14 protein-coding genes and 1 tRNA gene are annotated in these 23,912 nt (G+C 35.8%); 11 read left to right on the top strand and 4 right to left on the bottom strand.

Annotation, left to right across the window (positions count from 1 at the left end):
• Positions 1–163 precede the first annotated feature (163 nt).
• Positions 164–1,333: a bifunctional 2-polyprenyl-6-hydroxyphenol methylase/3-demethylubiquinol 3-O-methyltransferase UbiG gene (gene ubiG, locus OOK87_RS02215; protein WP_253309173.1), complete on the top strand. Its 1,170-nt coding sequence runs from the start codon at positions 164–166 to the stop codon at positions 1,331–1,333.
• 25 nt (positions 1,334–1,358) lie between these two features.
• On the opposite strand, the gene OOK87_RS02210 is transcribed toward ubiG, so the two are convergent.
• Complete coding sequence (locus OOK87_RS02210; RefSeq protein ID WP_264687938.1) at positions 1,359–1,829, bottom strand: TrbC/VirB2 family protein; 471 nt, start codon at positions 1,827–1,829, stop codon at positions 1,359–1,361.
• 139 nt (positions 1,830–1,968) lie between these two features.
• Here OOK87_RS02210 and metG point away from each other — a divergent pair, with 139 nt between their 5' ends.
• Positions 1,969–3,546, top strand: a complete 1,578-nt coding sequence (metG, locus tag OOK87_RS02205) for a methionine--tRNA ligase (protein ID WP_264687937.1) — start codon at positions 1,969–1,971, stop codon at positions 3,544–3,546.
• On the opposite strand, the gene OOK87_RS02200 is transcribed toward metG, so the two are convergent.
• Complete coding sequence (locus OOK87_RS02200; RefSeq protein WP_264687936.1) at positions 3,543–5,027, bottom strand: hypothetical protein; 1,485 nt, start codon at positions 5,025–5,027, stop codon at positions 3,543–3,545. The genes metG and OOK87_RS02200 overlap by 4 nt on opposite strands.
• Positions 5,028–5,151: 124 nt before the next feature.
• Positions 5,152–6,603, bottom strand: a complete 1,452-nt coding sequence (locus OOK87_RS02195) for a replicative DNA helicase (RefSeq protein ID WP_253309169.1) — start codon at positions 6,601–6,603, stop codon at positions 5,152–5,154.
• A 107-nt stretch (positions 6,604–6,710) separates the two neighbouring features.
• Between OOK87_RS02195 and OOK87_RS02190 the strand changes: the two genes are divergently transcribed.
• A tRNA-Leu gene (locus OOK87_RS02190) sits at positions 6,711–6,793 on the top strand.
• Positions 6,794–6,817: 24 nt separating this feature from the next.
• Positions 6,818–7,414, top strand: a complete 597-nt coding sequence (locus OOK87_RS02185) for an RDD family protein (protein WP_264687935.1) — start codon at positions 6,818–6,820, stop codon at positions 7,412–7,414.
• Positions 7,415–7,447: 33 nt separating this feature from the next.
• Here OOK87_RS02185 and OOK87_RS02180 read toward each other — a convergent pair whose 3' ends face one another.
• On the bottom strand, positions 7,448–8,983 hold the full coding sequence (locus OOK87_RS02180) for a lysine--tRNA ligase (protein ID WP_264687934.1): 1,536 nt from the start codon (positions 8,981–8,983) through the stop codon (positions 7,448–7,450).
• A 116-nt stretch (positions 8,984–9,099) separates the two neighbouring features.
• Between OOK87_RS02180 and OOK87_RS02175 the strand changes: the two genes are divergently transcribed.
• The 7 genes from OOK87_RS02175 (at position 9,100) to OOK87_RS02145 (ending at position 23,860) form a co-directional block, all read left to right on the top strand.
• Positions 9,100–9,396 carry a type IV secretion system protein VirB3 gene (locus OOK87_RS02175; protein WP_253307377.1) on the top strand — a complete coding sequence of 99 codons (297 nt, stop codon included), beginning with the start codon at positions 9,100–9,102 and terminating at the stop codon, positions 9,394–9,396.
• A gap of 9 nt (positions 9,397–9,405) precedes the next feature.
• Entirely contained in the window at positions 9,406–11,811 is a 2,406-nt protein-coding gene (locus OOK87_RS02170; RefSeq protein ID WP_264688467.1) for a VirB4 family type IV secretion/conjugal transfer ATPase, read from the top strand.
• Positions 11,804–14,356, top strand: a complete 2,553-nt coding sequence (locus OOK87_RS02165; protein ID WP_264687933.1) for a TrbL/VirB6 family protein — start codon at positions 11,804–11,806, stop codon at positions 14,354–14,356. Before OOK87_RS02170 ends, OOK87_RS02165 begins: the two co-directional genes overlap by 8 nt.
• A 33-nt stretch (positions 14,357–14,389) precedes the next feature.
• Complete coding sequence (locus OOK87_RS02160; protein WP_253309163.1) at positions 14,390–16,789, top strand: TrbL/VirB6 family protein; 2,400 nt, start codon at positions 14,390–14,392, stop codon at positions 16,787–16,789.
• A complete protein-coding gene (locus tag OOK87_RS02155; protein ID WP_264687932.1) occupies positions 16,786–19,779 on the top strand; it encodes a TrbL/VirB6 family protein in 2,994 nt (997 codons plus the stop codon). Before OOK87_RS02160 ends, OOK87_RS02155 begins: the two co-directional genes overlap by 4 nt.
• Before the next feature lie 90 nt (positions 19,780–19,869).
• A complete protein-coding gene (locus OOK87_RS02150) occupies positions 19,870–23,244 on the top strand; it encodes a TrbL/VirB6 family protein (protein WP_264687931.1) in 3,375 nt (1,124 codons plus the stop codon).
• Positions 23,228–23,860, top strand: a complete 633-nt coding sequence (locus OOK87_RS02145; RefSeq protein WP_264687930.1) for a WD_0853 family protein — start codon at positions 23,228–23,230, stop codon at positions 23,858–23,860. Before OOK87_RS02150 ends, OOK87_RS02145 begins: the two co-directional genes overlap by 17 nt.
• The last annotated feature ends 52 nt before the right edge of the window (positions 23,861–23,912 follow it).

The raw sequence follows: 23,912 nt of genomic DNA, 5'->3' as shown, positions 1-23,912 counted from the left end.
GTAGTAGGATAAAAATTATATAGAATTTATACACATCTGACTCGAAATTTATTTCAAGCTTTAGGACTCCCGAAAGATCAGGAGTATTAAAACGGCTTGACAGAAAGATCAAAATAAATTACCCATATAAATATCCTTAAGTTATGCAAGATCAACTTTTTATATGTCAGATATAATATCAATTGCCTCAGATCATGCTGGTTATGAATTAAAATCAGAAATAAAATCCTACCTGGAAACCCTGGGTTACACAGCGGTAGATCAAGGCTGCACTGCTAAGCAAAAGTGTGTAGATTACCCAGACTATGCTGTTAAAGTTGTAGAAGATATAACAAGCAAAAAAGCAAATTATGGGATATTAATTTGTGGTACAGGTTTGGGCATGAGTACTGTGGCAAATCGTTTTGAAGGAATCTACGCTGCTTTATGTAACAGTGTTGAGATCGCAAAATTAGCTCGCGAGCATGGCAACGCAAATGTACTGTGTCTTGGTGCAGGGTTTACTGCGAGTGGATTAGCAAAAGACATAGTCAAACAATTCCTCGAAACAGAATTTTCAAAAGAAAGCAGACATAAAAAACGCCTTGATAAACTCAGTAATATAACCTCTAAGAAAAAAAAAACAAAAACTTATAACGAAGATGAAATATCAAAATTCGCTAAAATGGCAGGCCAGTGGTGGGATGAGAACGGCAAATTCAAACCATTGCACATGATGAATCCTGTTAGAGTATCTTACATTATTGAGAAAATAAAAGAGTTAAAAAAATGCAATTTGAAAGAATTATCATTGCTTGATGTTGGATGCGGTGGTGGCATTTTGTCAGAGTCAATGGCACGCGTTGGCATTAACGTTGTGGGAATAGATGTATGTGAAGAAAACATCAAAGTGGCACAGTCACATGCGAAAAAAGTAGGGCTTAATGTAGAATATATGCACACCAGCATTGAAGAGCTAAGCAATGACAAGAAGTACGACGTGGTTCTGCTGATGGAAGTAGTCGAGCATGTAGATAATTTAGAATTCTTTATGAGAAGAGCAATAGAATTGCTGAAACCAGAAGGGCTAATCTTTATATCCACAATAAATAGAACTATCAAATCCTTCTGTCTTGCAATAGTCGGCGCAGAGTACATATTAAATTGGCTGCCTAAGGGTACGCATAATTGGAATAAATTTCTCAAGCCGTCAGAAATTGCAAATCACTTAAGAGAAAATAATGTAACGCTGCAAAACATGGCTGGCATGGAGTACAACGTAATAAAGCGTGAGTGGAATTTAACTAAAGGTGTGGATATTAATTATATACTTTGTGGTTTGATGAGTAGTTAGATTTAACTCTATAAAAGCACCATTTTCACTTCCAATACTTTGAAGGATCTTGGCCAGCTTTTATACAGTAGCCTTTATTAGTTAGCGCCCAACCGCGACGACAAGAATAACTTGTACCTACACGTTCATATCCAGGAGCAGCAACACACTTTCCTTGAACCAACGTTTGACCTTTATAAGGACAACGAACCGGCATTTGATCTTCAAGAAAATTACAAACGTTTTTTTCTGTTATCGCTGTTGCAATTTTAGGTGCACCAAAAAACACAGCAACAAACATACCAAGTGAGAAAAGTGAAGGCCAAGGCATTCTTCCAAATATTGCAAGCAAGCTTGTACCAATTACTACTACTGTAATCATTGGTCCACCTATTCCATGAACGTAACCTATTACATTACACATTACATCTGTTGCTCCATCAGCGTGTGCATCAAATGCATAGAAAACTATAAATAGAATTACAAGAAAATTTCCCATTGTTCTTTCAATAATCATACCTGATTGTTTCTTATTTTAATAAAATTTCAGTAAATAGCTTTTTTCAAAAATTATGCTTAACCCAATCAATATTTATTTATTACTGCCTTTTTAATACTATAATTAACTCAGTTGATTTTTATCAAAATGCTAAACCATGGATCGATTTGAGAGTTTTTACATCACCACGCCAATATATTACGTAAATGATAAGCCGCATATCGGTCATGCATACACTTCTCTCTTGTGTGACGTGGTGGCAAGGTTCATGAAACTAGCTGGGAAAAATGTCAAATTTACCACCGGTACAGATGAACATGGACAAAAAATAGAAAAAGCAGCTAAAGCAAAGGAAATGCAGCCAAAAGAATTTACAGATGAAGTGAGTGTTTCATTTAAAGAATTAGCTAAGTTCATGAATTTTGAGTATGACGATTTTATTCGCACTACGGAGGAACGTCATGAAAAAGCAGTGGTAGCTTTATGGAATAGGCTTGAAGAGAGAGGACAAATATATTTGGATTCCTATTCGGGTTGGTATTCAGTTCGTGATGAAGCATTTTATCAGGAATCAGAGCTGATAGATGGTAAAGCACCAACAGGTGCTGAGGTTGAATGGGTAAAAGAAGAGAGCTACTTTTTTCGTTTGTCGAATTGGCAGGATAAATTACTAGAACTATATGAAAATCAGCCAAATTTTATCTTTCCTGAGAGCAGAAAAAATGAAGTGGTATCGTTTGTAAGATCAGGGCTCATTGACCTCTCAATCTCTCGCACTAGTTTTAACTGGGGAATAAAAGTACCAGGTAATGACAAACACGTAATCTATGTCTGGATAGATGCATTAACCAATTATCTTACATCAATAGGTTTCCCTAGTACTGAAGGTGAAGAATATAAGAAGTTTTGGGCAGAACCAGAAATACAGATTCCAGTGTCAAGCACTGCAAACCTAGCTGACAACTCTTTCAACGTTCATGTAATCGGCAAAGACATATTGCGCTTTCATGCTGTGTATTGGCCAGCGATTCTCCTTGCAGCAGATTTGCCACTGCCAAAACAAATTGCAGTTCATGGTTGGTGGCTAAACGAAGGAGAAAAAATATCCAAGTCTCTTGGTAATGTCATAGATCCAATTGGCCTCGCTCAAGAGTTTGGTGTTGATCAACTACGCTATTTTCTCCTTCGAGAAGCAAGTTTTGGCCAGGATGGCAACTTTAGTAAGAAAAACATGATCAGCCGCATAAACTCAGAACTTGCAAACAATATAGGCAATTTAGTACAAAGAACAATTTCATTTTTACACAAGCAATGTTCTGGAATTGTACCAACAATCGATCAAAGCCTACTTAAAGGTGAAGAAAGTCTTCCAGGTTGCAAAGCTATACTCGATCAGGTGATGAATCACCTATCAAAGTATGAGTTTAACCATATCATACTTCTAATCATCAACATCTCTTCTGAAGCCAATGCTTATATAGATAAAAGTGCACCCTGGACACTAAGCAAAACTGACAGAGAGCGCATGAACTTAGTAATTTATAAGCTACTGGAATACATCAGGATAATTGGCACTTTATTGCAGCCAATTGTCCCGAGGTCAGCGGAAATGATACTCGATCAATTGCAAATTCCGAAAGAGCAACGAGGTTTAAAATCTTTGTGCGATACGTGCGTAAGTTCAGGCATTACGCTGCCTAAACCTACGCCGGTTTTTTTGAGGGTTGATGTTTAACTAAGGAAGCATTCAGGTAGCAACACATCATATTTATTACTTGTTGTAACTGTATACACTATAGGTTGTTCTACTCGTGTTTGTTTTCTTTTTCTTCTTGCGGCTCCACTCCTTTTATTTTTACCGCCTTCTTCCGTATTGTTTATGCTGTTGTCCCTTTGAAGATTTGGCTTTTGGTCTGCTTGCTCTTCTGGCTTTTGAGCTTCTTTATTTACAACCTCTTCTTGTGGTACATTAGCCAAGGTGTTTTTATGTTGAGCATGCAACAGATCAGTACCTAGTGCACAACTATTATAAACATTCTTACTATAAATACTTTGTACCACACTCCAAAAGCTGGTAAACTTTCCTTTTACTGACTCACATAAATCAGAAATTCTTGACGGAACTTTTGCTTTACTGTTTTCATCTAACTGCTCTTTCAGGCTAGAAGTCTCAGTATCTTTTTCACCACCAGATTCTGCATCATAAAATATCTCCTGATCCTCAGAAAGACTCATTAAATACCTTTTAGCAGCATCAATACTTAAATGATCAGGTTGCTTAGGAACGTCGTTATCAATATTTAAATAATCCAAACTATTAGCTCGTTGCTTTTGCTCACTGGAAGAAACTGCAAGATCTAAGTAATCCAAACTAGTTAGTTCTTGCATACTAGGTTTAGATCCATCTTCACGCTTAAACTGCTCTTCCGAACTAGAAACCTTAGTACCATGAAATCTACTGTACAAGCTGCTTCCAACGCTGTTAAGTGCTCCTTTTGTATACTCAACTGATGTACCATAAACATTTTTTAATTTATTTCCAGCACTATTAAATTTCCCTTTTACATACTCAACTGATGTGCCATAAGCATTTTTCGCACTACCTACGACATTTTTTAAGTCATTCGCAACATCACTACGGCGCTGCTTAATAGTACTATGAACGCGCCCACTACTGTAGGCTTCTGCTACATATGCAAATACTTCTTGAGATGCTTCTTTGATATTCTTCATTGCTTGCGGAACAAAAGTTTTCTTGTGTTTAAGTTCTTCTATTTCTTTTTTTTGATTATCAATCTCCTCATTTTTTTTATTAATTTCAATTTTTTGCTTAGAATTTTCCTCCTCTTTAGCTTTTACTTCCGCTTCTTTTTTAGTCAGTTGGTCATTTTGCCCAGAAATTGTTTGCTTTTGAGCCTGTACTTTATCTTCTTCTTTAGCTAGTTGAGCATCTTTTTTAGATATTTCTTCTACTTTCTCAGTCAGTTGAACATCTTTCTCAGAAATAGTTTTATTCTTACTAATTGCTTTATACGAAAGTGCCATAGCTACAGCAGAAAATACAGCACCACCAATAATAAATGGCAGGCCAACACTTAATGCTGCAACAGGAGCTAAGAAACCAATATAAGGAGCTGCAGCAAACACTCCAGATGCTAATAAAGTTAAAGCAGCCAGAGTTCCAGCTATATAATAGGGTAAATTGTTTTTACTCATATGATTATTCCTCACGTATTGTAAAATATAATACCATATAAAAGGATTTAAAGGAAGTTGTCAAGCTAACTTTTTACATAAAAAAACAATTGATGAACTTGGGAACAAGAAGATTGCTGCCAAGCTACACACTATGCCTCTCCGTGTAATCTTTAAACGAACCTCTGTTAGAGTCAAAATATAGCTTCACACTGCCAATTGGCCCATTTCTCTGCTTTGCAATAACAAGCTCTGCAATATTTCTAATTTTTTCCATTTTTTCTTGCCACTCTCGATGTTTATTGCTTCCTTCACTTGGTTGCTTTCTCAATTCATAATATTCCTCTCTATAGAGGAACATCACTATATCTGCATCCTGCTCTATGCTTCCTGAATCACGCAAATCAGAAAGTTGTGGTTTTTTGTCGTCTCTCTGCTCAACAGAACGAGAGAGCTGAGATAGTGCAACAACGGGAATATTCAGCTCTTTTGCAATTGCTTTCAAACCCTGCGTCACTTCCGAGATTTCTTGTACTCTATTTTCATTACTTCTTTTTGTTGTTCCTCTGATTAGCTGCAAATAATCAATGAATACCACTTCTACATTATATAATTGATACAGCAAGCGTATTCTGGTGCGAAGGGCACTAATTGATAGCGCAGGGGTGTCATCTATGATGAAAGGCAGTTCAGATAATTCTGTACTAGCATTGATAAATTCATGCAATTCAAAATCACTAATTCTCCCGGTTAATGCCTTATAATAACTAATCCCTGAATCTATAGTGATCAGCCTTGCGGTTAATTGTTCTGCTGACATTTCAAGTGAGAAAAACGCTACATAATGTTGTTTATCTGCTCTTTTTTGCAACATCTTACAAGCATTAAGTGCGATGTTTAGCGCCAGTGCTGTTTTACCCATAGAAGGCCTTGCAGCTAAAATTAATAAATCAGATTTTTGTAGGCCACCAAGAAGCTGATTTAGATCTTGAAGTCCGGTTGTAACGCCCAGCGCTTCTGGATTATTTTTCAGTGTGCTGATCTTCTCAACTACGTCTTTAATTGAACTTGCAAGTTTTATATATGTTTTCTCACCTTGTTTTTTTACTGCTAAGTTGAACAATTTTGTCATTGCTTGTTCAATTTGCGCCTGTGCAGGATTTTCAATATCGTAGTTGTAGCTATCACCAACTATTTCTTGCCCGAGCTTAATTAAACATCTCCTTAAGTAAGTATCACGGATTATTCTAGTCAAACTATAGATATCAAGTGCAATACTTGCCTTTGCTGCAAGCTTTGCTAAGTACTCTACCCCACCACACTCGGTAAACGCTTGGTCGTTCTCAAAAAACATTTTGAGGCTTAGTTCATTGGCAACTATACCGTGTTTCCTGGTTTTGGATATCTGCGTAAAAATACTTTGATGTAATGGATCATAGAAATTTTCTGCTGTGATTGTGTCTTCAACTGCATCACAGATTCTATTATCACGAATCATTGCACCAATAAGCATCTGTTCAGCTTCTAAATTATGCGGTAATTTACATATTTCCTTATCTACACTTCTTGAACTGAGGAGACTAGCTAATTCATTCATTTTAAGTTTTGAGAGTAACTGTTGATTATTGTAGAATATTTAGTCCTCATTTGAAAGACATATAAAATTTGACTAATTCCGTGTTGCCTATAGCATTAAAACTTAATGCCCCTGTGGTGGAATGGTAGACACGGCAGACTCAAAATCTGTTGCTTGCAAAAGCATGCTGGTTCAAGTCCGGCCAGGGGCACGTTAAATATTGGAAAGTATATATATGTTACATAAATTTTTTAATCGTTTATTTTCTATTTTTTCTTCTATAAATGTTATTCAAAAGGTAAAGAAAGATGAAAATGGGATATGTTATGTAACAGGACTTAGGCGCTATATATCAGTATTGCTTGATTTGATTATTATCGTTTTGTTCTTGCAGTTTTGCAGCCAAGCCTTAAATAAGCTCTTTATGAACTCAGAGGATAGCAAAATATTAAGTCAAATTGCTGCAAAATACCAAATGCAAGCGCCACTGTCTGCAGAAGAAAAGACAATGCAGAGTAGACTTATAAAATTACAAATCCTAAATCAAATAGTCCAATGCATTATGCTCTTTTGCTATGTAACATATATGTGGGTAAGGTTTGCTGCTACACCTGGAAAACTATTACTTGGGCTTAGAGTTGTGGATGCACAAACTTTCGAAAAGATGACCCTAAGACAAGCAACAAAGAGATTTTTTTCCTTTATATTGTCAGCTGCACCATTATTCTTGGGCTTTTTATGGTCAAATTTCAACAAACGCTGTCAAACTTGGCACGACAAGATCGCAGGCACAGTGGTTGTCACGAGTAAAAGCCTTAGAAGGCAGAACTAAAAACTAAAGAGCTCAAATGAAAGAAGGTAAACTCTACAGTATACATTTAGTAGCGCTTTCTATGAGAGAAATCGTATTATCTATTCCATAAAGCTTTATGAAAGATCCCATTCTTGGACCGGTTTTTTGGCCAAGTAACGTTTCATATAATAGCTGAAACCAGTCACGTAAGTTGGTATAATCATATTTTTTTCCAATAGAAAATACCTGAGATTGAATTTCTTCAGCAGTAACAGTTGTAGATAGAGAATGTAAAGTGTCCTTCAAATCTAGTAACGCTTCTTTCTCTTTTGCATTTGGAGTTTTATATGATTTTGTTGGTTTGATAAAATCGTGGTAATACTTTACTGCAAAGTCTGAAAGTCTATCAAGCATTTTATTATTTTCTGGTGTGACGCTTGGTGCATAAGTGGATATAAAACCCCAGAGAATCTCTTTGTTTTCAGCGTTACAAGCCGCCGCTAGGTTTAAAAGTAGCGTAAAATTTATACCTGAAGTTTCTATACTGGGAACTTCACCTTGATGAATATGCCATGCAGGATTATTTATATCTTTTTCTTTACTCTCATTATAGCACCTTACAAACTCTATATACTCATCGGTTGATTTTGGTATCACATCAAAATATAAACGTTTAGCTTTTTTAGGACTCTGAAAAATATACAGTGATAAACTCTCCGTTGGTGCGTAAGTTAGCCACTCTTCAATCGAAATGCCATTTCCTCTTGATTTTGATATTTTCTTTCCTTCTTTATCAAGGAAAAGCTCGTAGCAAAACAGAAGTGGTGGCTTTTCTCCAAGTATTTCACATATTTGACTTGAAAGCACAGCAGATGGAGTTAAATCTTTTCCGTGAGCTTCATAATTTACTCCAAATGCGGCCCACCTCATTCCCCAATCAGGTTTCCATTGCAGTTTACATTTTCCTTTTGTCACTGGAACTTCTATTTTTTCCCCGTTTGGGTCTTCATACGTGATTGTTCCTTTATCTGTATTTGTTTCAATTACTGGAACTTGTAAAACTTGGGAAGTTTTTGGGCATATCGGCAAGAATGGACTGTAAGTCTGCTGCCTTTCTTCCCGAAATGATGGAAGCATTACGTCCATCACTTTATCATAATTTTTCAGCAGGAGTAAAAGTTTTTCATCGTAAACGCCAGATTTATAACACTCTGTTGCACTCCTAAATTCGTATTCAAATTCAAACAAATCAAGAAATTTACACAACAACGAATTCATGTGATGACCATAACTCTCATGAGTGCCAAATGGATCGGGTATCATAGTCAATGGTTTATTTAAGTGCTCCCTTAGCATCTCTTGATTTGGCACATTATCTGGTATTTTTCGCAAACCATCCATATCATCTGAAACTGCAATGATTTTGGTTTTTATACCAGGAGCTATTTTTTTTAATGCATTTACAACAACTGTAGTGCGGAAAACCTCTCCAAAGGTTCCTATGTGGGGTAAACCAGAGGGTCCATAACCAGTTTCAAATATTATTTCTTTTTTATTAGGAAACTCCTGCAATATTTTTTCTGCTTCTTGAAATGGCCAACTTGTCATTATCTGGGTTAAATTATTAATCAATGTATCTTAACTTAAAGTGCTACTAGTTTCAATGGATTTTTAATATAATGATATAGTATTAGTGTTAGAGCTATTATTAGAAGGTTAAAGATATGTCCACAGGTAGTATACAAACAGATCAATTATTTAAAGGTCTTACAAGACCTGCAATGCTCTTTGGTGTGAGTTATATGTTTGCAATATTAAACGTCCTGATTTGCCTGCTAATTTTCATTAATTCAAATGATTTGAGAGTGATTCTTTTAATGTTACCAGGTATACATGGACTTGGCTATATAGCTTCTGCAAAAGAACCTTTGTTTATTGAATTATTTATGGTAAAATTAGGAAAGTGCTCGAAATGTTTAAATCGTTTTTATCATGGAGCCAATTCTTATGATATTGCTTAATGTTGTGTGATGCTGAGGTTTAGGGCTATTCAATCAAAGAGTAAATCTACTCTGAGCAGGGAAGTTCACGCTGCTGAATTTATTCCTTATTCTTGCTATTGGAATAGCACAACCTTGATGACAAAAGAAAATTGGTTGGTTAAGGTTATAAAACTAAGTGGCTTTGCATTTGAAACCGCCGATGACGAGGATTTAGTAATACAAAATAATATCAGGAATCAGATGCTCAGAAGCATTTCATCTCCGGCATTTAGTTTGTATTTTCATACTATCAGACGTAAAAAAAATATTTTTTCTGATGAATTTGCAAGTCAAGGTTTGCCGAATTTTTTCGCTAATCACGTAAATCTAAAATGGAGAGAAAAACACGCAACAAGGCAATCATTTATTAATGACCTATACATTACGATTATCCGTAGAGCAGACACAAAAGGAGTAGAATTTTTGTCATATCTACTAAAAAAATTCGGACATGTAACTTCAAAACATGCTTGGGAAAGTGATATGCGTGCCACGTATGAAGATTTAGAGGAAACGACAAATCGTGTAGTGACAAGCCTTAGAAATTATTCGCCTAAAATTCTTGGAGTAAAAGAAACTCCAGATGGTTTGTTCTGCGAAATAATGGAGTTTCTATCTAGAATCGTAAATTGTGGCTTCGTTACAAATACGCTTTTTCCGCTAAGAACTGAAATATCAAGATACTTACCAGTACATAGGTTATTCTTTGGCCGTAAGATGATACAGGTTGTGACTCATAATGAGAGTAAATATGCTGGAGTAGTTAGTATCAAAGAATATGGAAATCATACTTCTGCAGGAATGCTTGATTCGTTTTTACAACTTCCTTACGAGTTTATAATTACGCAATCTTTTCAATTTATAAACAGGCAAATGGCGATTGGAAAAATGCAGATACAGCAAAATCGAATGATACAGTCTGCAGATAAAGCTATTTCTCAAATAGCAGAAATTTCTCAAGCGCTTGATGACGCAATGAGTGGTAAGATTGCATTTGGTCAACATCACCTGACTATTTTATGTATAGAAAAAAGTCCTAAATCATTGGATAACGCTCTGTCGTTGGTAGAATCAGAGCTTTCTAATTGCGGTGTTTACCCTGTCCGTGAGAGAGTTAACCTTGAACCAGCATTTTGGGCGCAAATTCCTGGTAATTTCGATTATATAGTGAGAAAAGCTACAATAAGTAGTCTTAATTTGGCTGGATTTGCATCTCAACATAATTATCCTACTGGTAATAAATTCAATAACCACTGGGGAGATGCCGTTACAGTTTTCGACACGACATCTGGTACTCCATTTTTTTTCAACTTTCATATAAGGGATGTTGGACACACTATGATAATTGGCCCAACTGGTGCTGGTAAAACTGTTTTAATGAATTTCTTATGTGCTCAAGCGATAAAATTTTCTCCAAGGATATTCTTTTTTGACAAAGATCGCGGTGCAGAGATTTTCTTAAGAGCACTTGGTGGTATCTATACTGTAATAGAACCAAGAACTAAAACAAATTTTAATCCTTTGCAACTTGATGACACCTCTGATAATAGAACATTTTTAATGGAGTGGATAAAGTCTTTAATTTCGGTATATAATGATAAATTTACTTCAGAAGATATTGCACGAATTAATGATGCAATTGAAGGAAATTTTAAATTAAGAAAAGAAGACAGGTTCTTGAGAAACCTTGTACCGTTTTTAGGACTTGCAGGTCCTGATACTCTAGCTGGGGCAATATCTATGTGGCATGATAATGGTTCTCATGCTGCAATATTTGACAATAAAGAAGATTTGCTAGATTTTTCACGAGCAAGAGTATTTGGTTTTGAGATGGCTAGCTTGCTCAAAGATCCTGTTGCCCTTGGACCAGTATTGATTTATTTATTTCATAGGATTAGTATATCTCTTGATGGCACTCCATCTATTATCGTTCTTGATGAGGCATGGGCATTAATAGATAATCCAGTTTTTGCACCCAAGATAAAAGACTGGTTGAAGGTACTGAGAAAACTAAATGCTTTTGTGATTTTTGCTACTCAGAGTGTTGAGGATGCAAGTAAAAGTGCTATTAGCGATACGCTTGTACAACAAACAGCGACACAGATTTTTTTACCAAATCTGAAAGCTACTAGTGTCTATCGGGATGTTTTTATGTTAACTGAACGTGAATATATATTAATTAAGCACACAGATCCGAGTACTAGATTCTTTTTGGTGAAACAAGGAGTTAATGCTGTGGTAGCTAGAATAGACTTAAAAGACTTAGATGATATAATCAACGTATTATCCGGACGTGCAGAAAGTGTTCTATTGTTACACGATATATTAAATGAAGTTGGGGACAACCCAAAAGTATGGTTGCCTATATTTTATCAGAAGGTAAAAAATGTTTAAGACTAAGCTGTCATTGCTATTAATTGCGATATTTTTACTAAATATAGACTTTTTACTCTCATATCCAGTGCTTGCAGATGGAGTAAGTGGTACTGACAAGACAGAATTTGTTAGCAGATTTAATTCCACTGGCAGCTTCAGTCGTGCCTCTAATCCTGATTGTGGGGCGTTTAAAACAGCTGCAGCACTTGCTGGAATAGCGATTGCTGTTGGCGCAATATTTACTGGCATTGTCTTAATCGTCTCTTCTGCTGGTTTGTTTACCGCTCTTGTTATTGTTGGAATGATAGCTGCAATTGTTGGAGTCTGGAAAGCAATAGGGGGGCTTGTTGTTTGTGAACATAGTTTTGTTAAACACCCAGTTGCACGTGGTCATGATGGAAAATACAAAAATTTTAAAGAAGACACAGGTTATAGTGGCTGCACCAATAAAAATTACCAAACAGAAGATGAATATTTTTCTTGTTTGCAAGATAAAGCTCGGGAAGACGTGAACAAAAAAGACTATGACGGGAAAAGAGCAGAAAAAGAAGCCTTAAATTCTAACGTTCAGGAGAGTACAGAAAGTTATTACTGGCCAAAAAACGGTGTGCAATACAGTGAATATATAGAAATATGTCATCGAAATCCTTTAACTTTTGGTAATCTTTTTAACAAGAAAGACTTTGATTCCAGAGAAAAACCTGGATACATAGACTTTGATGTAAGGGAAAAAGATACTGGATATGTAGATGGGTCATGGTCCCCGACGGTCGATGGTGAGCTGAAATGTAAAGTTCTTAAAGCTGGGCAAAGCGAAACCATACATGGGTCAACATTTAAAGCAGTAAGAAAAATGGGCAGGTTGTGTGTGGAGCTGGGAAGTGTGAGCATGCTTGGTATCGAAATGACTCCTTGGCCGCAAGGGGTTGATATGGGGTGCACGGAATTGCCACCTGACCCACTTGCTCCTATGTGTGAAAAATCTATGATGACATTCAAAAATAAAGATGGTACAGGAGAGGAAAAAGTTTCTATTGGTAATAATGATGACTATAAAACTATTATCAGATCTAAAGAAAAAGGACTCAACGGACAAGGGGGGAAAATTTTTGTAGGTTATGATAATGCTGGCTGTTTTAGCTCGTATGTCTCTAAAGCTTGCTATAATCAGGCAGGAAGTAAATCATTAGCTCCTATTCCCATCACTTCTATGATAGTGCAATGCATTAAGGAATCGTTAGATAATTTAGTTGCAGGTATTGATTCAAGTGGCAGCCCACTTAAAGATAAAGATGGACATAACAAGGGCAGTTTCTTATCTGTAGCACAAAAGAGGTTGAAAAACACTGTAACTGCTGTTTTAGTTTTAGCTTTAATACTGTTCTCTATAAAAGCTATGTCTGGTGGAGTTCGCAGCCCACAAGAAATGTACATGTTGATTATTAAATTCGCTTTAGTGATTTACTTCACAACAGGCAGTACCATGTCTCATTATTATGGAGAATTAACTCGTCTCTCAAATGGTTTGTCAGAGATAGTGCTAAAAGCGTCATCTGAAAGTAAAGGCATATGTAATTATAAAGCAGGTACAGATTATGAATATACTCGTGAAGGAAAGAAGGTATCTTACAGTTATCTTGCACCTTGGGATAGGCTTGATTGTAGAATTTTATTTTATTTAGGTGCCCCTTTAGATGGAATTGGTGGCAAAATTGGTACTGGAGGTGTTGCAACGTTAGCAGTCTTGCTTGGTGCTGCTCCTGTCTTGTTAGTTGCAGGTTCGGTGATTGGTATTATTTTCGCTGGTGGACAAATTTTAGTAGCTCTTGTCTGTATATTTATGGCCGTTCTGATGATGATGGTTATTTTGTGGCTGTGCTATGTATTTATTTTATCTCTAGTTGCTTTAAGTGTAATTGTTATTCTATCACCTTTGTTTATTCCTATGGTTTTATTCCAACACACCAAAGGATATTTTGACGGCTGGGTGAAAGAGTTGATTACCTATAGCTTATACCCGGTTATCCTTTTTGCGTTTTTGTCCTTTATGTTCATAGCATGTGATAAAATATATTTTAAAAATTTGAAATTTGAATCGGATAAACTATATGAAAAGAAACAAGCAGAAACCTCAGATAGTAAGAAAAAACAGTGGTTCAAATTGAAGGATGGTGAATGTGATAAAAATGAAACTACTCTTGCATGTATGATGCAAAATTATAGCTTTAAAAAGAGCAACATACTTGGTCTATTCTACTTTAAATACATGGAGTTTGGCAGCTCTCTCATCGGAGAGTTATTAAAGTTGTGTCTAGTGTTATTCCTCTTTTACCACTTTTTAAACATTCTTCCTAACATGGCTGCTGAACTTGCTGGTAACCATAGAGCATTACTCGGTTCTGGTAGTACACCTGGACAAATGGTGGGCAAAGCTTTATCTGCTGCCAAAGCCGCTGCTGGAGGTGTTGGTCAAGCTGCTGCTGCGGCTGTCAAGAAGGCAAGAGGTGGTGCTGGTGGAGGAGGTGGAGATAGTGGTAAAGGTTCCAGCGAAAAGATTAACTAAGGTGGCGGTAATGCTAGTTAAGGTAAGTAACAGATGCTTAAACGTTTAAGTAACCAAAACTTGGGTAAGCTATGCATAAGTTTTGTGGTACTTTTTTTATTGTCTGGATGCGGGGAGGATCACTGTATTAAGCCAGAAAATTTATCAGGTTTGCGTGAAAAACTAGATATAGTGTCAACAGAGCAGAAGTGGGTTGATTCTGGTGTTTACATCTCAGATGGGATAAGAAGCGTAACAGAGATTAATATAGTGCCTAGTAAGGTTAATTTTTGTCCTAAGCAGTATGCAGATTTTGCAATTAGGCCTGGGAGAAATGACGTTACATTACCATTTGCACTTAAAAAAGACGATACGATAAGCTTTAGTGTTATTGGAAGTAAAGTGTGTAAAGATAAAGAGAGTGAGACAAAAATCAGGTATGTGAAAATCGATGAAAAGTGTAGCGAGCAAGAAACGGAACATTTTGCACATGTTTTAAATCAAGAAGAATGTCAAGGTAGTATTCAAGATGGAATATGTCCTAATAAATATATAATAGGCGATGCGCAATGGTTGAATGGAAAAGAGTACTGGTTTTCGAAGTTAGATCAAGATGAAAAAAAGATTAAAAATATCATCAATTCTATAAAACAAGGAGAAAATATAGACTGTAGGAGCCTTTCAGATAGCAGCGCAAGCGAAATAGATACGCGCATTTTGAATTTACTCTGCGGACGTATATGTAAATTTCCTTCCGGCAGCGGAAACAAAGGTTGCGCATATATTGAATACAATAGTGTAGAAGGTGAGATATCCCGGTCTGATGTTGAAGCTATTAGTAAAATACTAAAAGAAAAACAGATAAAAACTGGCATTACACTTTTGAAAATTCACATGGATGGTGAAGATTTTGAATACATTCCAACAGGTGGCATATGTACTAACTGTGATTATAAGATAGAAAAATACCATCGAACACCAAGTTTAACTTTTAGTTTATGTAGTAGAAATGACGAGCACTGCTACGATAGAAATGACAAAGGTGGTTTCAACATAAGAGTAACAAAGAACCATAGCCTAAAAAATAACTTATATATACGTGTTTCTGATAAATTCCCTGACCATAAGCCTGGTGAAGACCAAGCGGATATATCTGTGGATATTAGCCAAGTTCATGACGTTCAATACATGGAAAGCTTAAAAGAAAAGTTAAAAGACAAAACAGGCACCATATATTACGGAATAAGAGACCATGGCTGCGATTACAAAAATGAAGGTCAGTTTAGCATTAACCTAACAACTAAAGAGCCACCTACAAGAACTTTTAGTGCAATCTATAATTTTTTTGACGAAAAAGTAAAAACTGCATTTTTTGGTTCCAGCTATAAAGACTCCAACGCGATTCACTCTGATACTAGTCCTGTAAAGCATCTTTACGAAAGTTTTCTAAAATCAAGCAAAACAAATATCATTAGATCTACGATAATATCGCTGTTAGTATTATACATAATCTTATATACCCTTTACTACTTTTTTGGATTAACTCATATTTCTATATATGAGTTTCTAATTATATGCGTAAAGATAGGAGTTATTACCCAGCTGCTGCAGGACAACAGTTGGAATTTTTTTTATAACAATGCATTTTCTATTTTTATTAACACCCCAAAACAGTTAATAGAAATAGCAAATTTCAGAGGCACTACTTCAAATGTTTTTGAGTTTCTTGATTTGCCGTTAAATAGATTTCTGTCATCGCATTCAGTATTGTTAATAGTATCTCTTATATTTTCTGGCCCTTTGGGCATTGTATCTTTTTGCTTGGTGATTTGGGGTTTAATCACAGTGAGCTTATCTATTTTTAATGCCTTATTTTCTTTTATTACATCTATAGCAATAGTTGCGTTATTGCTTTCTTTAGCACCTATTTTTATTATTTGTCTTTTATTTGCGTATACTAGGCAGATGTTTCACAACTGGGTTAAAAATTTAGCAAGATTTGCGATTCATCCAGTAGTGCTTTTAATTTTTATATCACTGATAAGTCAGGTTATGGATTATATCATATATTCAGTATTTGATTTTGAAGTCTGCTCTACGTGTATACTTAGTATTAACCTAAAGATTTTTAACCCTTGTATCTTCTATGGTTATGCTTCCAAATATACACCTAATATTACCGCTATGATGGCTTTTGTTATTTTGGGACACGCTATGAAAGCTTTAGTTAAAGCTTCTTCGGCAATATCTGACTCGTTGTTTGGTGCTTATGTGCAAAACGAACCTGGAAAAGAATATCAACAAAGCTTAATGGGAACAGTAGGGTTAGATGAACAAAGCGTTCAAAGAAGAGGAGGAGGTACTTTTCAACAGTCAGGTGCGTCAAGACCTCAAATACCACAAGGGACTCAAAGGTCAACGCCTCAGATACCACAACCAGGAAGACAGCAATGATAAGTAAAAGATCACTATTATTGATACTGTGTCTTGCAATCACTGGTTGTACTATGGAGTGTGTTGAGCCTGGGTTGCAGAGCAGAAACACCAGCGTTAATGTGGATGTTCCAGTTCATAAAGCAGATGAAGGAGTTAAAATTCATTGGGTTGATTCTGGTCAGATAATTAGCAAGGGTGAGAAAATCAAATTCACCCTCGATGGATCAGTAAATTTTTGCCCTTTTAAAGAAGACAAAAATCCAAGGAAAGTACTTGTGCCAGCTAGCTTTTGTGCTGATGGCTCAGAACCAAATTATAGTAAAGCTGCAAATATTAACGATGTGCCTAATAATTATGGCGTAAATGAAAACGAATTGTGCGGCGGTAAAGAATTTGGCAGCAATAGACGTTATGTAGACACTGGAATAAAAGTAAGTCCTGGTGACAGGTTAAGCTTTAGCTTAGTTCCCAGAAAAATAACAATTGATTATGACAATCCAGAAGGGAAAGGCATCAATTTTGATGATAATTGTTATAAAGCTGTAGAAAATGACCGTAAGGAAACTGTATATAAGAAAGCTACAGTGAGTGAAGTACATCAGGGGGGAGAGTTTTTTTGTGATGGTAAAGATGGTACAAAAAATGAAATACAATTTTTACCTCTTGATAAAACAAAAGCAAAGGAAAGCAAAGTGCTAGTTGGCAATGGTTACACCCCATATGATAATAAGGTACATTTTAATAAAGGTTATATTCAAGACAACGAACCATGGATATATGGCTCGCTACTCGATTTACGCCGCGCTAAAATAGGATTGAACGAATTATGTGATGGAAAAAACTGCGATTCTAACGAGGTGAAAAAGTACAGCTCTTATGAGCTTAATTGTTACTATCAGAACGTGTGCTATACCGAGAAGGGTATATGGAATTATACATATAAAGACAAAGAACGGAACTGTGTCTCTTCTATAAGGTATAGCAAATATGATAAAGGAAATAAATGTGACATGTATTCTCACCTTAAAGGAGTTGAAGATAAGCTTAAGAGGATAGAAGAAAATAAAGGGGGTCCCATGCAGATTAACGTTGATTTTACATCAAACACTGAAGAAGATATCTCATGGGCTGAGGCTCTTGTTGCAAAAATTGGTGATCTTGGTGATCAAGATACTGCTAAAGGTATTCAATGTCTTCCAAAGGAAAGGGGTGCAAAAGGGGATAATGTGTGTTCACAAATTAAAGATGAATTTGGAGATTTTTCTCTGAAATTAAATCATGACTATCCAATAGGAAGTGTAACACCTGGTAGCAGTGTGATGCTTGCCATTGCAGATTATGATCATTATGGAGCTAATAGGGGTGGGTACCATGTTAAAGTGACTAGATCATGTGAATATATTAATGGCGAAAAACTGTATGTGTATTTGGGTGATGAGCCACCTAAAGATTTGCATGGTGTGGGAACTAATGATTTCAAAGTGGTAGGAGTGAGAGAAAGAGTAGACGGAAAAGATGAGTACACTATATTAGATGTAATAAGCGGAAAACACTTTCAGAACGAAGAATCTAAGAAGATATATTTTGGTATTGATATAAGCAACGTAGAGAGAGATGACATTACGGACAAAAATGGCAAATATTACGAAAACAATAAGTATAGTGTAACTTTATTTGTCAAAAGAAAAATTAATGATTTTATTTCATCAAATATAAACAAGATATTTGGTTTTATGAAAAAAGAAGTAATTGGTGACAGCGTTAAAGATTCATACAAAGGATATGCAAGAGGTCTTCTTCAAGGAGTAAGAGCTTTGCTTACTCTATACGTTATATTTACTGTCGTTGGCTATATGCTTGGAACAATACAGCTAAGTAAATTTGATTTCATTGTAAGAATGTTCAAGATAGCATTTATAGCTTTTGCCTTTAGCGATAGAAGCTGGGAACTTTTTGGTACAACTTTATCCAGACTTTTTATAGATGGTAGCACTTATTTAGTTGATAGCTTTTCTGGCTATATAGGGGAAGGGGGGAGAAAATTTGCATTCTTAGACTTGACAGCAGGAATATTATTCACAGCAGAAACTTGGTTAAAGTTTTTATCGTTGATGCTCTCTGGTCCTTTTGGCTTTATTGCATTTTTGGCAATACTCTACGCTACTTTTGCGTTTTTAAAATGCATTATTAGCGCTACGTTTAAATATGTAATATCTACTGTTCTAGTAGCGTTTTTACTGTCATTAACACCTTTGTTTATCGTGTTTATTTTATTTCAACAGACTAAACCCTTGTTTGATAACTGGATAAAAACGCTGGCTCACGTTGCAGTACAACCAGTTATTTTATTTTCATCTTTATCTCTTTTAAATCAGTTGATGTATTCAGTTCTATACAATCTCACAAATTTTTCTGCATGCTATCAATGTTTAATTAGCGTAAATTTCTTATCGTATGATCTGTGCTTGATGAAATCAATACTGCCTCTTGGATACAGTCCTGGCACTAATGTTGATGTTGCACTCAGTACCGGAGAAAGGGCTGGTGGGCACTTTGCAGCATTGCCCATAGATCTGATCCAAGCATTTATGTACTTAATTATTGCTAATGCAATGGAAGCTTTTGTTACTATATCAGAAACTATGGTACAAGCACTATTCAGCTCTGGTTGGGGAGTTGCTGGCAGTGTTCGTCAAGTTGCCACAAGCGCATCACAAGCTATACTGTCAACTGTTGGCCTTGATAATAACACCCAAGGTATGATACAGAACATTAGGCAACAAGTGGGTAAAGATCGGACGGAAGTTGACGTGAAGGATAATTCCATGAGCCCTAAATCTGAAATACCAGAACAATCAGGTAAGCAAGAAGGTCCTGATAAAAAGGAGAGGGGGAGCTATAAACCTGAAGCACCAAAACAATCAGGTCAGCAAAAAAATCCTGATGAAACAATAAGAAGTGATCCTAGTGATAAAGCTAAAAACAAGGAAGGAAATGGAGAGAAGTAAGATATGAATGATGTTATGGAGTAACTAATTAAAAAGATATTTTAAGTAAAGTTTTAGAAATTTATTTCTATATTTGGAAAAAGTTTAGATATGCAATCACGCTTAGGCAAATGTTGGTTTAGGGTATTACTTCTTGCAGCTTATGTGCTGATCACAGGTTGTAGTAAGAACGATATGCCTTTCCCAAGGTGCATATCTGCCGATTATTTTGGTCCTGAACCTATTGCAGTAAGCGCTCATTTTACAAACGATCACGATGCGTTTATTCCAGAAGATGGAGAAGTTATTGATCCTGAAACTGGCGAAATTAATTATGGTTTTCACCATAACCAAGTGGTGAAGTGGGAGGATACCGGACTCGAAACCAATGGAGATAGTTTAAGAGTGCGAGTTAATGGTGCATGGACATCTTGGAGCAATAATAACAAGAAGGAATCTAAAAAAGGCAGTTATACCTTACAAAGCTTGGAGCAGTTAAAATATGCAACTAAATTTGAAGGCAAGTCAGGTGATAATAGTCTACCTGACTTTCACTTAGTTTGTAATGATTATAAACCTAGCATACAAAAATTTTCAAGTAAGCCTAATGCAAGTTGCACTGTAAATTGCAAGTGCATTAATGAAGATGATAGCGCAAATACAGTATCACGTGGTGCTCCATGCTGGTTTACCAATGGTCATGGTGCTTATCTTTTGTTTCAAACGGGGAAAGATGATCCTAACGAAAATCTAAAGTTAATGCGCGATCCTCAATATCCTACTGTACATCTAGGTTATAACTCCACAGCAGAGGGCGCCAATGGACTTTTTACTTTAGACAGAGATAGCACTGAATTAAAGGACAGAAATTGTAATGAGTTGAAGTTAGAAAAGGGATGGAAAATATATGTAAAAATATTAGATAGATATTACTTAGATAATGTAGGTGGCTACTCTTTTGAGTTTTTGTATGGAGTACAAAAACCAGGTACCTTTGGATTTTTCAATGAAGTTTATCATTATCTAAAAGACACTTTATTGATCTCACCTAATAAAGATTGTAAAGGTAGTGAGTGTGCGGCTGCGCAAACTATGTTTGAGAATATAGTTAAAAAAGGTTCAAGTTTTCACAATTTTGTTCTTTCCTTGCTTGTTCTATTTGTAATGATTTCATCGCTTCTTTATCTTTTTGGCATGATACGAGAAACTAAGCATGATATGCTCATCAGAATGATAAAAATTACTCTAGTAATAGTGCTTATATCTCCTGGAAGTTTTAGATTTTTCTATGATCATTTTCTCGTTCTATTCGTTAAAGGTCTTGAACAACTGATAAGTATAATTACTAATTTTGCTCCCAACATGAACACCGGAAGTATTGCTCAAGGAGATGAAGCTAAGTTGTTTAAGTTCATGGAGGACATGTTCAATAAGTTTTTTGCTTATTCTGTTTGGAAAAAGTTTGCAGCGTTTTTACATTACCAAATGTGGGCAAGCTTACTTATGATACCAGCAATTTTCATAGGGATAGTTTTATATTTCTTGCTGTTCTTATATGCTTACATAATATTTCTCTCTGGTTTTATGGGTATAGCTTTTCTTATAGCTATCATGCCATTGTTCCTGATCTCTATTTTATTTTCACCGCTGAAAAGTCTGTTTGAAGGTTGGATAAAATTCTGCATCAGCTTTTGTTTACAGTCGATTATGATATTTGCTCTCTTGTCATTACTGGCTTCCATTATAATGAATACCTTTTATAGGCAGTTAGGTTTTACTGTATGCTACAATAAATGGTTTGAGGTAAGGTTATGTGCTCCAAAATGGTTGTTTGGCGGTTTTTGTATCGTTGATAAGCAGTACTTTGGTTGGACCCCAGGGCAAATTTTCGTACCTTACACTCTTGGAGAAGCTTCTCCGCTGAACGTAGATAAGAACATAGAAGGTATAGAAAAGATAAGCAGAGAAGGTGGTACAATAAAATTTACTGGAGGCGCTGGATATATCCTGCTTCCACCGGATTACATTGAAAAAGGTTTTCGTTATATAGATTATCCTTTCTTTAATCCAATTCCTGGTACTAAAAGGAATCCAGCAGACCACTATATTGCGGAAAGTGATATAGTAGTGGATAATAACTGTAGTGCAAAGGATCTAGTACGCTTAACAAATAGTTTATCTCATGCATCAGAGAGGGCTAACATTATATTACTGATCAACAATATAGACAAAAAGATAGGTGGTATGAATAGTAAAATAACAGAGCTTTACTGTCAACCTCAGCAAGATGAAGAAAAATGTAAAAATTATAGGAAAATAGTGGATGACTACAGAAAAGGTACCATAAGACCAGATCTTAAAAGAGAGATAAAGTCTTTGGTGCAGGATGTTATTAGACGAGAGCCACATTGCCAATTACAGGATTTGCACAAATTATATAGGGATCCCAACAGTGAATACTGTCAGAAATGTAAAGATTGTGAGGATTGCAAAAATTATCAAGAAAATAGCGATTACCAAAGGGTGCAAGACATACAGAGGGGCTATTTAATCAATGCGGGGGAAATCTTTGTATTATTCTTGCTCTCATTCTTAATGTTCTCCTTACGTGAGTTTGTGCAACAAATGGGCTCAAGTATTGCCGGTGGTGGATACAGCGTTTACAGCATATCTAGCATGTATCATGCGTCACCTTTAGCTGGTGTAGCAGAAGGATTAAAGCAGAAGTGGCAAGATTTTGCTGGTGGAAAACTAGAGTCTTTAGGCAGTTGGGCTACTCATTTACCAGACAGATTAGCCGGAGGTACAGCTAATCTACTGGGTAGGATACCAAGAGTTGGAGGTGTACTGAAACATGCTATTGATGCGCCACGTAAACTTGTAAATGCTACTATTGAAGCAACAAAATTTGTGACATCGCCTGAAAATGACATTGATAAGCTTGAGGAAAAAATTTACAGGGCATTTGGAGTTGATAAAGAAGATATTACACATAGAAGGATTGGTAAATATTTAGATTATTATAAAGGATATGTAGGGTCACATTTGGGCTATACAATAGAAGATGCTATGAAGTTTACTTGGGAGCATGGCCTTGATTCTATAGGAGTTAGCCACCGTACAGGAGAAAAAGATGGTTACCAAGGTAATCTGCTCTGTAGAGCAAAATCGCATAGGCGAGATTTCTTAGAAAAACTTCATGATTACACTATCGGACGTAAGAGAGAACCAGAAAAAGACAAGCTTGATCAACCACTAAAGGAAAATAAGTCTGATCAATCAAATGAATTAGCACGAGAGTTAGGCACAGAAAAATACACTAATACTCCGGAAGATATAGAAAAACGTGCTGAAAGAGCTAGAAGAAAAAAAGAAAGAGATCAAGAAGGCGAAAATTACGACACCTCATTACTTTTTGGAGAAGATACAGAACGTGAGAATAATGAAAGGGCTGATAACAGGGGTGATAATGACGAAGAATCATAACTTTAAAGGATTAAATTATTATGGTCTGCAGCAAGACGGTGATGGTAATATAAAGTTAAATGACTACGATGACATTTTAAATGCGCGTAGGGCAAGAGTAGATCTACTATTAGACAACACACTAGACAACAATATCGAACTCACTAAATTAAATAAAGCTTTGAGTGAGAAATTTGTAGATAATCATAGTTTATTGTCTGAATTTGATAAGGAAGACAAAGAGATTGCACAAGAAAGGCTTAAGGTGTTTAATATTTTAGACAATCTTGATAATCTTGCAAACATTAAAAGTGAAGATCTATTAGAGGTTAGTTTATTACTATCAGATCTTAGCTTCGTAGAGAGAAATGTTGTACTGAATACCGATCAGAATTCCAATTTAGTAGGATTTAAAAACCTATTTGTTGAAAAAAAAGCATCTGGCGAAGAGTATAGTGATGAAGAATGTAAAAGCTTTCTCGATAACATAGATAAAATTAATACTATAATTAAGCTGGAGTTAGAAAGCAGAATTGAAGGGATAAATCATGATGAAAGAAATGATTATGGTGGTTTACAAGATGAGATTGGTCAAGCAATTAATGCAGTAGGCAAATCAGAAAAAAATAACGGATGAGTTTTGTGTTTGTGTTTTTCTTACAAGCGACTCGATAGCTTCTCTCTATTAA

Origin of the sequence: Wolbachia endosymbiont (group A) of Sympetrum striolatum (genome assembly GCF_947250715.1) — a bacterium.
Classification (GTDB): Bacteria; Pseudomonadota; Alphaproteobacteria; order Rickettsiales; family Anaplasmataceae; genus Wolbachia.
This window is presented reverse-complemented; position numbering and strand designations above follow the sequence as displayed.